Origin of the sequence: Alteromonas sp. CI.11.F.A3 (assembly GCF_032925565.1) — a bacterium.
Lineage (GTDB): Bacteria > Pseudomonadota > Gammaproteobacteria > Enterobacterales > Alteromonadaceae > Alteromonas.
The window spans coordinates 4,632,074-4,645,779 of sequence record NZ_CP136708.1; the positions used below are offsets into that span (position 1 = coordinate 4,632,074).

The window sequence follows — 13,706 nt, forward strand, 5'->3', positions numbered from 1 at the left end:
CTACTTGCCCATTAAAGTGTCTTGCATCGCGTTAATTAAGGTATCGATTTCCGCTTTTTCAGTGGTAAACGGAAGGCCTAACTGAATAGTGTCGCCGCCGTAGCGTACGTAAAATCCTTTCTTCCACATGGCATCAGCGATTTCATAAGGGCGTCTAGCTGGTTCGCCTGGGTAGCTTTCAATGCTAAACCCTGCGGCAAAGCCGAAGTTTCGAATATCGCTAACGAATGGCATGCCTTTTAAGCTATGCACCGCTTCTTCAAAGTAAGGGCTAAGTTCGGCAACACGGCTGACGAGTTTTTCTTGTTCTAAAATATCGAGCGCAGCCATGGCGGCCGCGCAGGCAACTGGGTGGCCTGAATAGGTATAACCATGTGGTAATTCAATGTTGTAATCGGCACCGCCAGCGTTAACTACGGTATCGTAAATAAACTCGCGAGCCAGAACCGCGCCCATAGGAACGGCGCCATTGGTGATTTGCTTGGCCACGTTAATCATATCGGGCACTACATCAAACGCATCGGCGCCGAATAAGCTACCTGTGCGGCCAAAGCCGGTAATCACTTCATCGAAAATAAGCAGAATATCGTACTGGTTACACAATTCACGTAAGCGGCGTAAATAGGCTTTTGGCGGAACAATAACCCCTGCAGAACCACTCATTGGTTCAACAATCACCGCCGCAATGTTCGACGCATCATGTAATGCCACCATTTCGATAAGCTCATCAGCAAGCTCTTCACCATAGTTCGGTGCGCCTTTGCAGAATTGATTATTCGGCAGCAAGGTATGTGAAAGGTGATCAGACTCCATGGCTGGCCCCCACATCTTGCGGTTTGCGCCAATACCGCCGAAGCTAATGCCGCCCCAGCTAGCACCGTGATAGCCCTTCGCGCGACCAATAATTCGGGTCTTGGTAGGCTGTCCTTGCTGGCGCCAATAAGCACGAGCAATTTTGGTCGAAGTATCAGCCGCTTCAGAACCTGAGTTAGTGAAAAACACTTTATTGATATCGGCTGGCGCCATGTTGGCTAGCCTGTCGGCTAGTTCAAACGCCAGATTGTGGCCGTACTGAAAGGCGGGGGCATAATCTAGCGTTGTTAACTGTTTAGCGACTGCTTCAGCAATTTCAGGGCGGTTGTGCCCTGCGCCGCATGTCCATAACCCAGATAATCCATCAAAGATTTTACGACCATTGTCATCAATGAGGTAATTGCCCTGTGCACCGGTAATCATTTTAGGCGATGCTTTAAACTGGCGATTTGCAGTGTAAGGCATCCACAACGCGTCCATTTGCGGTTGTGATAGCTTGGAAGCCCACTGGGTCATAATTGTTTTCCTATGGTATTTGTTCACTTGGTCTACTTTACCCAGCCACATAAGTTCGATAAATTATAAATATTCAAATCTTACTTTCATAAATATGAAACTATGCGCGCAATCCTTGGAAACCTATCAGACACAGACATTCGCTTATTGAGAGTATTCATAGTGGTAGCACAGGCTGGCGGCCTTTCTGCTGCCGAGCTTGAACTCAATATTGGGCGTTCTACCATTAGCCGGCATTTAAAAGATTTAGAAACCCGGTTAGGCATGGTGCTTTGCCATCGTGGCCGCGGGGGGTTTTCGCTTACCGAAGAGGGCAAGCGAATTTATGAGTCTACACAGCGATTGTTGCTGTCGTTGCAAGACTTTAGAAACGAAGTCAACGATATGCACAGACATTTGCAGGGCAATGTGGTGGTCGCCATGTTCGATAAAACCGTGTCGAACGATGCTTGTAAGGTGAATGAAGCCATTTACACCTATCAACAACAAGCCCCTAATGTGAACGTAGAAATTCATGTGGTGCCAGTAAATACTATTGAGCAGGGAATTTTAGATGGGCGTTATCATATTGGTATTATTCCCACCCACCGCTCTTCTTCAAGTTTGAATTACTTACCCTTGTTTGGTGAGCAAATGCACCTGTATTGCGGAAGAAAACACCCTTTCTACATTGAGCTTGGAGATATTCCCCGTGAAGAAATATGTGAAGCCAAATATGCCGGGCTAAGCTTTCACAGCCCCAATATGGATAAAAGTATGTCTCTGGGGCTCAATAAAATGGCGGTAGCGAACGATCAAGAAGGTATTGCCACACTTATTTCTTCGGGGTGTTATTTAGGCTTCTTGCCTGATCATTATGCGGAATCTTTCGTAAAGAAAGGCCAGATGCGGGCTATCGAACCTAAAAATTTCGCCTATCATTGTGAATTCGCGGCCATCTATCGTAAGTCACCTAAGCCCACACGTTTGGTAGAGCTATTTTTAGAAGCGCTTGCCAAAGAACATGGGAAGGAAGAGCCCATTGCTATTTAGCATCGCAACTACAATGACTAAGTGACATTCGAGCTTAGTAAGCGGTAAAGAAAACGAAAAAAATAACAGGTGGCAGATGTTAACAACGCCACATGGAAGCGGTAACAGGACATAAAAATGACAAAACCTACAAAGACGCAGGCCAATCGTGCAAAAACAGAGGCCGGAATTCTACGCGCCGCCGAAGAGGTATTTGCACAAAAAGGGTTTGCTGGCTCTTCAATGGATGCGGTGGCGCAACAAGCCGGTATCTCTAAACAGCTCATTTTGTATTACTTCCCAGGCAAAGATAAGTTGTACCAAGCCGTACTCGAAAACATGATTGATTTATGGCTTGAGAAAATGCAGTTCAACGACGACCCTGAGGCATCACCCGCCAGTACCATTCGTCAGTACATTCAGCAGAAAATAGAGCTGTCTCGTGATTATCCCAATGGGTCAAAAGTGTTCGCTCATGAAATCATTAATGGCGCACCGGTACTGAAAACTTATTTGATAGAAAATTTAAAGCCTGCGTTTGAACGAGACGTAAAAATTATTGAGCGTTGGATAGCCGCTGGCCACATTCGCCCTGTCGATCCTAAGCATCTGTTTTTTACCATTTGGGCTGCCACGCAAACCTATGCCGACTTCTCTACGCAAATTCAATTGCTGTTAGGAAAGCCGTCTTTAGATCAAGATGATTTTAACGAGGCCACTGAATTTTTATGCAATTTCGTTTTAAGTGCCCTAGATGCACAACACTAGTGCATAAAAATTAATTTACCCTGCTTTTTTTGGCGCGCTTCATCTTAAAAGCGCGCCTTTTACTTTCTACTCCCCCTATTCCACCACCATCAAAGAAAAACAATAAAACACTGTTATAAAACAACTTTAAGTATAAAAACCTTATCATTTATACCTATTAACTACCCTACTACCACACCCAATTTGCTCTATTTTGATACACACTTCGCACCAAAAAAACCTGCAAATATTTTCTTTACCATTTGGTAAAAACCGTGGTAAAGATTAAAAAAGCAACAGCCTAAATTGAATATTTAGTGCATTAACTTTACTTGCAGGAGACGCCCATTATGCTATCGCGCCAACACGCCATTGCCCTTGAACATGCAACAGGTTCACAGCTAGATGCACTTTGCGAACAAGCTGCAGGCGTTCGCGATACGCACTGGCCTAACACTCTTACTTACTCGCGAAAAATCTTTATTCCGCTGACTAACATGTGTCGGGATACCTGTGGTTATTGCACATTTGTAAAACACCCAGACTCAGGCCAAGCCAATATCTTAAATCCAAGCCAAGTATTGGCTTCCGTTTTAAAAGGCCAAGCCCAAGGGTGTAAAGAAGCCTTGTTCAGCTTGGGCGAAAAACCCGAGAAGCGTTATCGCTACGCGAAAGATTGGTTGGCAACATTGGGCCATACCAGCATGGTTGATTACCTTACCGAAGTGTGCGAGATGGTGCTGGATAAAAGCTTGATGATCCCTCACGTGAATGCAGGAACGTTAACTTTTAACGAACTAAAACAGTTGAAAAACGTCAGCGGCAGCATGGGTATGATGCTCGAATGTACAAGCGACCGTTTGATGAAAAAAGGCCAACCCCATTATGCATGTCCTGACAAGGTACCGGGTATTCGCATAAAGACGCTGGAAGACGCTGGAAAGCTAGATATTCCCTTCACCACCGGCATTCTTATCGGCATTGGTGAAACCTGGGAAGAACGTGTTGATAGCCTCATTGCCATTAATAGCTTGTACCAAGAGTATGGCCATATTCAAGAAGTGATTATTCAGAACTTTCGCGCAAAAGAAGGTACAGCGATGGCCAATGCGCCAGAGCCTACTCTTGATGACATGCGCCGTACGTTGGCTATGGCTCGGTTAATTTTAGACCCAGCAATTTCACTGCAAGCACCGCCTAATTTAGCCCAAGAATATCCTCATTACATAGCCGCTGGCATTAACGATTGGGGTGGTATTTCACCGTTAACGAAAGACTTTATTAATCCTGAGCGTAGCTGGCCACAGATTACAGAATTAGCTAGCGCTTGCGAGCAACAAGGCTATGCATTGCAAGAGCGTTTAACCGTTTATCCGAAGTACCTACAAGCTGGCGAACGTTACGTCACCAAAGCGCTGCATCAAGCCATGCCTGCTTGGCGCAACGATGGTCTAGCCGTAGAGCAATGTATTGATAACACCACTTTTCAAGGAGTTGCTCATGGGTAACATTCTGCAAAATATCACCTCGGTTTCACCTTGCGACTTAACGCCTGCAGGCGATTTCACCTTGCCCTACAGCGATACACCTATTCAAACTAAGCTAAGCCAACTTCGCCCTGGTATTGCCCATATTTTACAGCGGGCTTTAGAAGGCAAAATGCTTAATCACGAAGAAGCGGAAGCCTTGTTTTATTGCCAAGGGCCGGAAACTGATGCCTTGTTGCATACCGCTGATATTGTCCGAGAATTGCGCACCGGCAATGATGCGTCGTTTGTAATAACCCGTAATATTAATTTTACTAACGTCTGTCACATGGGCTGCCAGTTTTGTAACTTTGGGGTGAACAAAAACGCTGGCGATGCAGAGTTTTTAGCGCCTCATCAAGTAGCCGCAAGAGCCAAAGAAGCCCACGCTCGCGGCGCCACAGAAATTTGTGTACAAGGCGGTTTGCATCCTGACTTACCCGCCAGTTTTTACGGCGATTTACTTGATACAGTGTCATCTACCGTGCCCGATATTCATATTCATGCCTATTCGCCTTTTGAAATTTGGTATGGCGCAATGAAAGGCCGCAAAAGCTACACAGATTTATTAACCGACTTAAAACAGCGCGGCTTGGCATCGATGCCTGGTACCGCTGCTGAAATTCTAGATACCGAAGTAAGACGCAAGCTAACCAAAAACAAACTTAGCACCGAAAACTGGCTTAAAATTATCGAAACTGCGCACAATGTTGGCTTACCGACCACGTCTACCATAATGTATGGGCACATAGATGGGCCATCTCACTGGGCCGCTCACCTTATTTTATTGCGTGACCTGCAAGCACGTACTGGCGGCTTTACTGAATTTGTTCCGTTAGGCTTTATACATAACGACAGCCCCCTTTATAAGAATAATCCTAGCGAAGTAAGAACCGGCCCCACTGCCGATGAGCACTTCAAAATGCACGCCATTGCGCGATTAGTATTACAAGGCTATATCGATAACATTCAAGCCTCATGGGTAAAAATGGGCCCCGATATGGCGTCGAAAGTGCTTCGTGCAGGCGCCAATGATTTGGGCGGCACCCTAATGAACGAGAGTATTTCTCGTGCAGCTGGGGCTAGCCACGGCCAAGAAATTGTCCCTCGGGATATGGTGAACTTTATCCAGCGCGCTGGGCTAAATGCACATCAGCGTAATACTTTGTACGACGTAATTACTCCGTACGGCCGTGACAAAAAGCCTGCTCACCAAGCGGCACTTGTGGGCTCAGAAACTGCTAGCCCCGCAGCCCCACTAAAAGACACAACAGCCTTTAGCCCTTTTAACGCAGCATCTCACATTCCCGTGAAGGTAAGCGCATGAAAAACATTGTGTTGTTAGCCGGCGGCGTAGGCGGTGCAAAAGCCGCTAAAGGACTTTATCAATCTGCCTACAAAGAAAACCTAACCATTATTGGTAATGTGGGTGATGACGACGAGTTTCATAATTTATGGGTATCGCCCGACCTAGATACGCTTACCTACACGTTAGCGAACGAAGTGAATCCAGTCACTGGCTGGGGGCTACAAAACGACAGCTGCCGTATATTGTCTCGGCTTGCACAGTTTGGCTCAAGCACCTGGATGCACTTAGGGGATATGGATATTGCTACCCATATTTTTAGAAGTGCTAAGCGGGCTGAAGGGACTAGCATGACGGCAATCACGCGCCAAATTACTACCCGATTAGGTATTACCGTCCCTTTGCTGCCAGCTACCGACGATACCCTGCAAACTCGTCTTGAAACTGAAAATGGCTGGGTAGATTTTCAGACGTATTTTGTACACCAACGCTGCGAAGCTAACGTAACCAATATTGCGTACGAAGGGGCAAATCTTGCTTCTGCTACACCTGAAGTGTTGGCGGCCATTAGCGCTGCTGACATTATCGTTTTTGCCCCTAGCAACCCATTACTCAGTATCGCTCCCATGCTAGCTATACCCCAATTTCGCGATGCAATTACAGCAAGCGATGCCACGAAAATTGCGGTGTCACCACTTATTGGTGGCAAAGCCATAAAAGGCCCTGCTGAAAAACTACTACAGCAAATGCGTTATACACCTGGTAACAAGGGCATCGCTGAGTTTTACCAAGACCTTTGCGATGTATTGGTCATTGATAATCAAGATGAAGGCGATACAGACGTCGTCGAAAGCTTCGGCTTATACGCCCACTGTACTAAAACCTTGATGAAATCAGATCAAGACAAAGTAGCCCTAATGGAAGAGGTTATTTCGGCGGCCACCGCTTATCAACCGGAGGTGCCTTGTGCATAAACTATGCGTTGTTATTCCAATGAAAGATCCGGCATTCAGCAAGCAGCGTTTGTCACCACATTTGCCTGCCAGCGTGCGCAAGGCCTTGGCCATTAAGCTGTTTAAGAAAACCCTTATGTCGTTAAACGGTTCATTTCCACAATGGCAAAAACTGGTCGTAACGCCGTCGCTTTACATCGCCGATTTAGCCACCAGCTTGGGCTGCAAAGTGATATTTGAAGCCAAAGGCAGCAACTTAAACACAGCCTTGGCGCAAGCCACCGAATGGAGCATGTCGAATGGCTTTAGCCACCAACTTATCTTGCCTGCAGATATTGCTCGGCTAGAGGAAAAAGAGCTGAATTCTATTGCGGCGCTTGCTTCAGGCGACACCTCGGTAGTCATTGGCAGTGCGTATGATGGCGGCACCAACGCACTATGCACCACGCCCCCTAACGCTATTGATTTTGCATTTGGTAAATCATCATCTTATGAGCACCATCAGGCAGCCATGGAAAAAGGCTTAAAGTGCGTGACCGTTCAGCCTAAATACTTAAGTCAAGACATCGACCATCCAGACGATCTTCGTCACGTGAATGACGTTGTCGATTCTCTGATTGCTTAAGGTAGAAAATATGCGAGCACTTACCATCAATACCATAGAAGGCTTACCGGATATTCGCGAAGGCGACAATCTTGTGGGATTGATAATTGAAAAGCTTACCGCACAGCAACAGGTTTTGCGTGAAGGCGATGTACTGGTTATAGCCCAAAAAATCATATCAAAAGCCGAAGGCGCGGTTTGCCATATTGACGATATTACTCCTACCGAAGAAGCCATCGACGTGGCTGAAAAGGTAAATAAAGACCCTCGTAAAGTTACCGTCATTCTGTCCGAATCTACCCGCTTGGTAAAAGTGCATAAACACCCTGCTGCCAACGAAGGGATTATTATAACCGAGCACAGATTAGGTCATATAAGTGCCAATGCTGCGGTGGATGAATCGAATACCGACAACCCAGGCGAACTGATTTTATTGCCTAAAGACCCTGATGCCAGCGCTCGCATTATTGCTGAAGGCTTATGCAAATATTACGGCGCACCAAAGCACAGTATTGGGGTAGTGATAAGCGACACCTTTGGCCGCCCATGGCGTTTAGGCCAAACCAACGTGGCCATTGGCGTAGCGAATGTGCCTGCGCTAAACCCACTTTATGGTGAATGTGATGCGTGGGGTCGCCCCCTAAAAGTTACCGCACCAGCCCTTTCCGATGAACTTGCCGCAGCCTCAGGCTTGTTGATGAGTAAACAAGGTAAGTGCCCCGTTATTTTATTTAAAGGGCTTGAATGGGAAAGTAACCCAGACAGTAAAGCCTCAGACCTGTTAAGACCAACCCAAGAGGATTTATTCGCATGAAGATTGCTATTTTAGGCGGCACTGGCCCGCAAGGCTCAGGGCTAGCAAAACGCTTCGCTCTAGCGGGAATAGACGTTGTTATTGGTTCACGAGACGGTGAACGGGCAGCAGAAAAAGCCCTAGCACTACAAGAATCTATTGCAGCGTCAAGTACTGCTACCACTGGCACCATCAGCGGCACAGATACTATTGCAGCCACATCGGCGGCTGATGAATTCGTGATTATCTCAGTACCCTGGGCCGCGCATCACGCTACGTTAGATCAAATCCGCCCATTGCTTCGCGACAAAATTGTTATCGACATTGTTGTGCCTTTAGCTGAAAACAACCCTAAAGCAGTTGCTATGCCGCCAGAAGGCTCGGCCACAGAGTCTGCACAAGCATTATTGGGAGACGACTATGCCGTAGTAGGAGCACTTCATAATGTCTCAGCTGTCACCCTTAACAATCTTGAGCAAAGCATTAACTGCGACATTTTGGTCTGCGGTAATCAACTAGAAGCTAAAAACAAAGTGATTGGATTGCTAGATAGCTTAGGCGTGCAAAGTTACAACGCTGGCCTAGCGGAAAGTGCACGCTGTATTGAAGCCATTACCCCTATTTTAATTCGCTTAAACATATCCAAAGCAGTGCCATTTAGTCATGCGGGCATTCGTATTTGCCCGCCAGATCATTAAACCGCGATGTGAAAAATAATGTAAGCCGCTAGTGATTAGCTACTCGTTGTTAGCGGCTAAATAAATTAAGCAAAGACACGTATTAAACAAAATAGAAAAAGCAGAGGAAGAACTCATGGAATTTGGTATCACTTTTAAAGGCTTTGTTAGCCCAGATCGTGCCCGTAAGTTAGTAAAAATGGCTGAAGAAGCCGGTTTCGATTATTGTTGGTTTTACGATTCGCACATTCTTTGGCGTGAGTCATTCGTGGCAATGGCAATGTGTATGGAGCACACCACCAAAATGCGCTTTGGCCCGTGTGTGACCAACCCTAACGTACGTGATTGGTCGGTAGCGGCAAGTTTGTACGCCAGTTTGGCACTACAAAGTAATGGCCGTTTCGACATTGGTTTAGGCCGGGGCGATTCTTCTATGCGCGTAATGGGTAAAAAGCCTGCGAACCTAGCCCGCTTAACCGAATTCACTCATAAAGTGAAAGCCATGGTGCGCGGTGAAGAAGTCATGTACGGCGAATGCGAAAAGCCGGTTAAATTCCCATGGGCAACAGGTTATGAACTACCTGTATGGGTAGGCGCTTATGGCCCGAAAGCCCTAGCAGTAGCTGGCGAGCATGGCGATGGTGTCATTCTTCAAATTGGCGACCCAGATTTGGTGCAATGGTTTGGTCAACAGTGCCAAGATGCCGGGAACAAAGTTGAGCGCGACATGAGCAACTTTAAAGTACAAGCCGCTGCGCCTGCTTACTTCGGTGATATGGAAACCTGTATTGAAAAAACCAAATGGTTCCCTGCCATGGTAGGTAATCACGTAGCTGACATTGTTGAAAAATACGGTACAGATTCAGGCTTAGTACCAAAAAGCTTAACCGATTATATTGAACAACGTCGTGGCTACGATTACTCGAAGCATGGTCAAAGTGATAACCCTTACCTAGACTTTATTACTGACGACATCGTAAAAAGCTTCTGTGTATTGGGTGAAGCTGAAGATCACATTACTAAAATCCAAGCGCTTAAAAACGCGGGGACCACGCAATTTAATATCTATTTAGATAACGGTGATGAAGAAAATATTATCACTCGTTACGGCAAAGAAGTTATCCCTGCTTTCCGCTAAATTCGATGACTAGCCTAGGGCGAGTTTCACGTAAATTATTGTCATTTAATTTGCGCGTAACTTAGCCCTACGCTATCGCATTTTCTTATACCCATATCAACTAATCCTTCACCCCAAAACAGCTTCATCGCCCCAAAACCCTCTTTTTATCTATAAATATCATACACTTAAACACAAACAGTTCGAAGTAACCAATACTGCCTTATTGTTAATATATTGTAAACTTAGGAAAGTAAGTGCCACTTAGTTTCATAAACATGAAACATGACTTCGACACATGAATATTTACCCCTTGGTAAAACCCCTTTAGTTTCGTTAGAACAAAAGTTAATCAAATAAAAAACAAAAAAAATACTTCTATGTAGTTTGTAGATGTAACAACAACAAGAAGGGAACACATGATGAAATCGAAACAGACGCTATGCGCTTTAGCAATAGGATTAGCACTTCAATCTTCATACACCGCAGCAGCAGATTCGGTGGTACTTGAAAAAATTACGGTTACTTCGCAAAAGCGTGAGCAATACATAAACGACGTAAGTATTGCGGTAACTGCATTTAGTGGCGAACAGATGGAGTCATTGGGCTTTGAAAGCAGCACCGACCTTATTGCATTTACGCCAGGTGTTTCCCTAGCTGGTGATATTGGTGGTCAACGTGCCATCTTTAACATTCGTGGTGTGGTACAAAACGATTACGCCGACATTGCTGAAGCACCTGTAGCGGTTTACGTAGATGGCGGGTATTTAGCCAGTACACAAGCGCAAACATTTGGTTTATTCGATATATCTCGTGTTGAAATATTAAAAGGCCCACAAGGCACCCTTTTTGGCCGTAACGCCACTGGCGGTATGGTAAATACGATTACTGCTAAGCCTACCGAAGAAGTGGAAGGCTACGCTGAACTTACCTTTGCCAGTTTCGAGCAAAAACGCTTTGAAGGTGCGGTATCTGGTGCACTAAGCGATAAAGTATCTGGCCGTATTTCTGTTATGGCCAACAGAATGGGTAACATTTTAGAAAACGTATACGAAGATGAAGCTGCGCCAGATACTCGCGCCGGAAGCATTGGCGGCGGTGAAGACGGTTACAACGATGACACCAAAGCGTTTCGCGCGCAGTTAAACTTCGATTTAAGTGCGAATTCAAATTTATTAGTTAGTGCAAACTGGGCCGATACCACAAAAAGTGAGGGCCCTTATCAGGTAGTTAATACCACAGAAGTTAAAGACGCTGCAGGTAATGTTATCGATGTTATTTATGCCGCTGATGATCCACTAGGCTGTGACACTATTCAAGCTGGGGCTTGTGTAGACGGAAACTTTAACGGCGACCCACTGCGCCCAGTTCAAGGCGGCGATTTCAACGGTAACATCGACCCTGATGGCAGCGGCGAGAAAGTAAATAAAGATTTCGCTTTTGACGATCAAAACAAAATTAAGTCTCGCGGCCTAGCAGCAACTTACGAATATGATTTTGACGACTTCACCTTTACCTCGGTGACCGACTGGAAAAACTTCACCCGTGTTATCGGCCTAGATTCGGATCAAACCGCTTCACCAGAACTGATTTTCCAATCAGATGGCGACATCACCCAGTTCAGTGAAGAATTGCGTGTAAGTGGCAACACCATGAACAGTAAGTGGGTGGCTGGCTTTTATTACTTAAGCATTGAAACCGACTACTTACAAGGTCTAGCAGCTAGCCCAACGGGTGGTTATTTAGCCGGTGAAGAGCAAAATACATTAGCCACTATCGATACCGATTCATACTCAGTATTTGGGCAAATCGACTACGATTTAACCGACGAACTCGTACTAGTATCGGGCTTACGTTTAGTACGTGAAAATAAGTCGATGGACGGCCAATTGCGCCAAAACGCTAACTTGGTAGACCGAGATATTGAAGTAGATTACAGCCTTGATCCATTGGTAGATGTAGCCATGGATAACGATGAAACCATGTGGTCTGCAAAGCTTCAGTTAGACTATAAACCAAACTCAGACACCCTATTGTACGCGGGTATCAACCGAGGCGTAAAAGCAGGTAACTTCAACGCGCCTTTAGGCGGTAGTTTTAGCACTTACGACGCCGAAGTACTTCTCGCCTATGAAGCAGGTGCTAAGCTAACTTTAATGGACGGCAAAGCACAACTAAACAGCAGTATTTTCTACTATGACTACTCTGATTATCAGTCGTTCTCATGGGTAAACAATGCCGGTGTGGTTTTCAACGAAGACGCCCAATTTACCGGTGCTGAAGTTGAACTACTATTAAACCCCATTGATGCGTTAGACATCATGTTTGGCGTGTCTTACACCGATGCAGTGGTAGAAGATTTAGAAGTGGCTTCAGGCGTATTTGTAGACACGACTCCACCGTACACACCTGAATGGCAATCATCTGGTTTAGTACGCTATACGTGGGATATAGACAGCGGCAGCGTTGCGGCATTGGTAAGCGGTTCATACCAGTCAGAATCTTTCCACAATGCTCGTAACTTTACGGCGCATACCATCGAAAGCCACTTCAAAGCCGATGCTCGCATTACCTGGACTGACAAAGAAGATTTATGGAGCGTAGCAGCTTACGTAGATAACTTGACCGATTCAGATCACGAATTAATTGGTTTTGACGTATCAGGCTTCTACGGTACTTCGCAAATTTCTTACGCTAAGCCACGCACTTACGGCGTTACCGTTAGACGTAATTTCTAATCGATGAAAGGTTAGCTGCGGATACAAATATAAAACCGCTCAACGAACATCCTGTAAGCAAAGGCCCCTTTTAGGGGCCTTTTTATCGTTTATTTACATGAATATAATTTAATCACACTTAACCACTTATACCTTCCCTCCCTTTAGCAAACAATAGCGAACTCACCTTAGAAACCTTCTGCAGCATGGATGCTGCCAGCAGAGGCACCATGGATGGGTTCACGCCGTATCTTCCTCTCCTCTCCCCCGCTAAATTTCACCTTGAACAAGAGGGTTAGTGCGTTCACCTTAGAAGTCTTCTACAGCATGGATGCTGCCAGCAGAGGCCCTACACATCCCTCCCTCTCTAAAACTTCAAGGTTTGCTAGAGGGGGAGGGTGTGTTTCTCAGAAACCTTCTACAGCATGGATGCTGTAGAGAGGCCCCATGGAAGGGTCTACGCCGTGTTTCCTCTCCTCTTCCACAGAAATTTCCCTTGAGCAAGCGAGAGCGAGCTCACCTTAGAAATCTTCTGCAGCATGGATGCTGCCAGCAGAGGCCCCATGGATGGGTGTACGCCGTATTTCTAAGGTGAGTTCGCTCTCGCGTCCACCACAAGGCTTGAAATTTCAATTTCTTTCGCTTTATACTAAATACAGTTACTTGTCGGAGTGCTCAACTGAATTAACCCAGTGAGCTGAGACCGCGAAAGCGGGATCCGTTGAACCTGATCAGGCTAATACCTGCGAAGGGAACAAGAAAGTACAAAGTGGTAAGTCGTAAATTGTAAAAGTGAAACCATGTAGTATGGCAAGAATTTATCCCTAGGGATTTTGCCTGCACCACCGGTCATGCTTTTGCGCCCTTTGTATTCTCTCCTCCACTCCTGACAAGCATTTTATAACCTAAACTAACAGGCGAAAATG

General features: G+C 45.8%; 11 protein-coding genes and 1 riboswitch. Of the genes, 10 read left to right on the forward strand and 1 reads right to left on the reverse strand.

Going from position 1 to position 13,706, the window contains the following annotated elements:
• Window positions 1-1,329, reverse strand: coding sequence for an aspartate aminotransferase family protein (locus R1T43_RS19940; protein WP_317351394.1), 1,329 nt, complete (start codon window positions 1,327-1,329; stop codon window positions 1-3).
• A gap of 102 nt (window positions 1,330-1,431) precedes the next feature.
• Between R1T43_RS19940 and R1T43_RS19945 the strand changes: the two genes are divergently transcribed.
• The 10 genes from R1T43_RS19945 to R1T43_RS19990 all read left to right on the forward strand — a co-directional run bounded on the left by R1T43_RS19945 (window position 1,432) and on the right by R1T43_RS19990 (window position 12,801).
• Entirely contained in the window at window positions 1,432-2,361 is a 930-nt protein-coding gene (locus R1T43_RS19945) for a LysR family transcriptional regulator (protein WP_317351396.1), read from the forward strand.
• Window positions 2,362-2,478: 117 nt separating this feature from the next.
• Window positions 2,479-3,108, forward strand: a complete 630-nt coding sequence (locus R1T43_RS19950; protein ID WP_211069197.1) for a TetR family transcriptional regulator C-terminal domain-containing protein — start codon at window positions 2,479-2,481, stop codon at window positions 3,106-3,108.
• A 329-nt stretch (window positions 3,109-3,437) separates the two neighbouring features.
• The gene (cofG, locus tag R1T43_RS19955) at window positions 3,438-4,595 is read left to right on the forward strand and encodes a 7,8-didemethyl-8-hydroxy-5-deazariboflavin synthase CofG (protein WP_317351400.1); all 1,158 of its coding nucleotides are present in this window, start codon (window positions 3,438-3,440) and stop codon (window positions 4,593-4,595) included.
• Window positions 4,588-5,940 (forward strand): 5-amino-6-(D-ribitylamino)uracil--L-tyrosine 4-hydroxyphenyl transferase CofH, encoded by a 1,353-nt coding sequence (gene cofH, locus R1T43_RS19960; RefSeq protein ID WP_317351403.1) that lies wholly within the window; start codon window positions 4,588-4,590, stop codon window positions 5,938-5,940. The genes cofG and cofH overlap by 8 nt, the downstream gene beginning before the upstream one ends.
• Window positions 5,937-6,893 (forward strand): 2-phospho-L-lactate transferase, encoded by a 957-nt coding sequence (cofD, locus tag R1T43_RS19965; RefSeq protein WP_317351405.1) that lies wholly within the window; start codon window positions 5,937-5,939, stop codon window positions 6,891-6,893. The genes cofH and cofD overlap by 4 nt, the downstream gene beginning before the upstream one ends.
• On the forward strand, window positions 6,886-7,497 hold the full coding sequence (gene cofC / locus R1T43_RS19970; protein ID WP_317351408.1) for a 2-phospho-L-lactate guanylyltransferase: 612 nt from the start codon (window positions 6,886-6,888) through the stop codon (window positions 7,495-7,497). The genes cofD and cofC overlap by 8 nt, the downstream gene beginning before the upstream one ends.
• Window positions 7,498-7,507: 10 nt before the next feature.
• On the forward strand, window positions 7,508-8,290 hold the full coding sequence (cofE, locus tag R1T43_RS19975; protein WP_317351411.1) for a coenzyme F420-0:L-glutamate ligase: 783 nt from the start codon (window positions 7,508-7,510) through the stop codon (window positions 8,288-8,290).
• Window positions 8,287-8,967 (forward strand): NADPH-dependent F420 reductase, encoded by a 681-nt coding sequence (gene npdG / locus R1T43_RS19980; protein ID WP_317351412.1) that lies wholly within the window; start codon window positions 8,287-8,289, stop codon window positions 8,965-8,967. Before cofE ends, npdG begins: the two co-directional genes overlap by 4 nt.
• 115 nt (window positions 8,968-9,082) lie before the next feature.
• The gene (locus tag R1T43_RS19985) at window positions 9,083-10,084 is read left to right on the forward strand and encodes a TIGR03842 family LLM class F420-dependent oxidoreductase (RefSeq protein ID WP_057794832.1); all 1,002 of its coding nucleotides are present in this window, start codon (window positions 9,083-9,085) and stop codon (window positions 10,082-10,084) included.
• Between the two features lie 398 nt (window positions 10,085-10,482).
• A complete protein-coding gene (locus R1T43_RS19990; protein WP_247670488.1) occupies window positions 10,483-12,801 on the forward strand; it encodes a TonB-dependent receptor in 2,319 nt (772 codons plus the stop codon).
• 636 nt (window positions 12,802-13,437) lie between these two features.
• A riboswitch (TPP riboswitch) is annotated at window positions 13,438-13,551 on the forward strand.
• Window positions 13,552-13,706: the final 155 nt, after the last annotated feature.

Coding starts and splice junctions, on each gene's coding strand:
- R1T43_RS19940 (WP_317351394.1), bottom strand. CDS start 1,329: ATGACCCAGTGGGCTTCCAAGCTATCACAACCGCAAATGGACGCGTTG.
- R1T43_RS19945 (WP_317351396.1), top strand. CDS start 1,432: ATGCGCGCAATCCTTGGAAACCTATCAGACACAGACATTCGCTTATTG.
- R1T43_RS19950 (WP_211069197.1), top strand. CDS start 2,479: ATGACAAAACCTACAAAGACGCAGGCCAATCGTGCAAAAACAGAGGCC.
- cofG (WP_317351400.1), top strand. CDS start 3,438: ATGCTATCGCGCCAACACGCCATTGCCCTTGAACATGCAACAGGTTCA.
- cofH (WP_317351403.1), top strand. CDS start 4,588: ATGGGTAACATTCTGCAAAATATCACCTCGGTTTCACCTTGCGACTTA.
- cofD (WP_317351405.1), top strand. CDS start 5,937: ATGAAAAACATTGTGTTGTTAGCCGGCGGCGTAGGCGGTGCAAAAGCC.
- cofE (WP_317351411.1), top strand. CDS start 7,508: ATGCGAGCACTTACCATCAATACCATAGAAGGCTTACCGGATATTCGC.
- npdG (WP_317351412.1), top strand. CDS start 8,287: ATGAAGATTGCTATTTTAGGCGGCACTGGCCCGCAAGGCTCAGGGCTA.
- R1T43_RS19985 (WP_057794832.1), top strand. CDS start 9,083: ATGGAATTTGGTATCACTTTTAAAGGCTTTGTTAGCCCAGATCGTGCC.
- R1T43_RS19990 (WP_247670488.1), top strand. CDS start 10,483: ATGATGAAATCGAAACAGACGCTATGCGCTTTAGCAATAGGATTAGCA.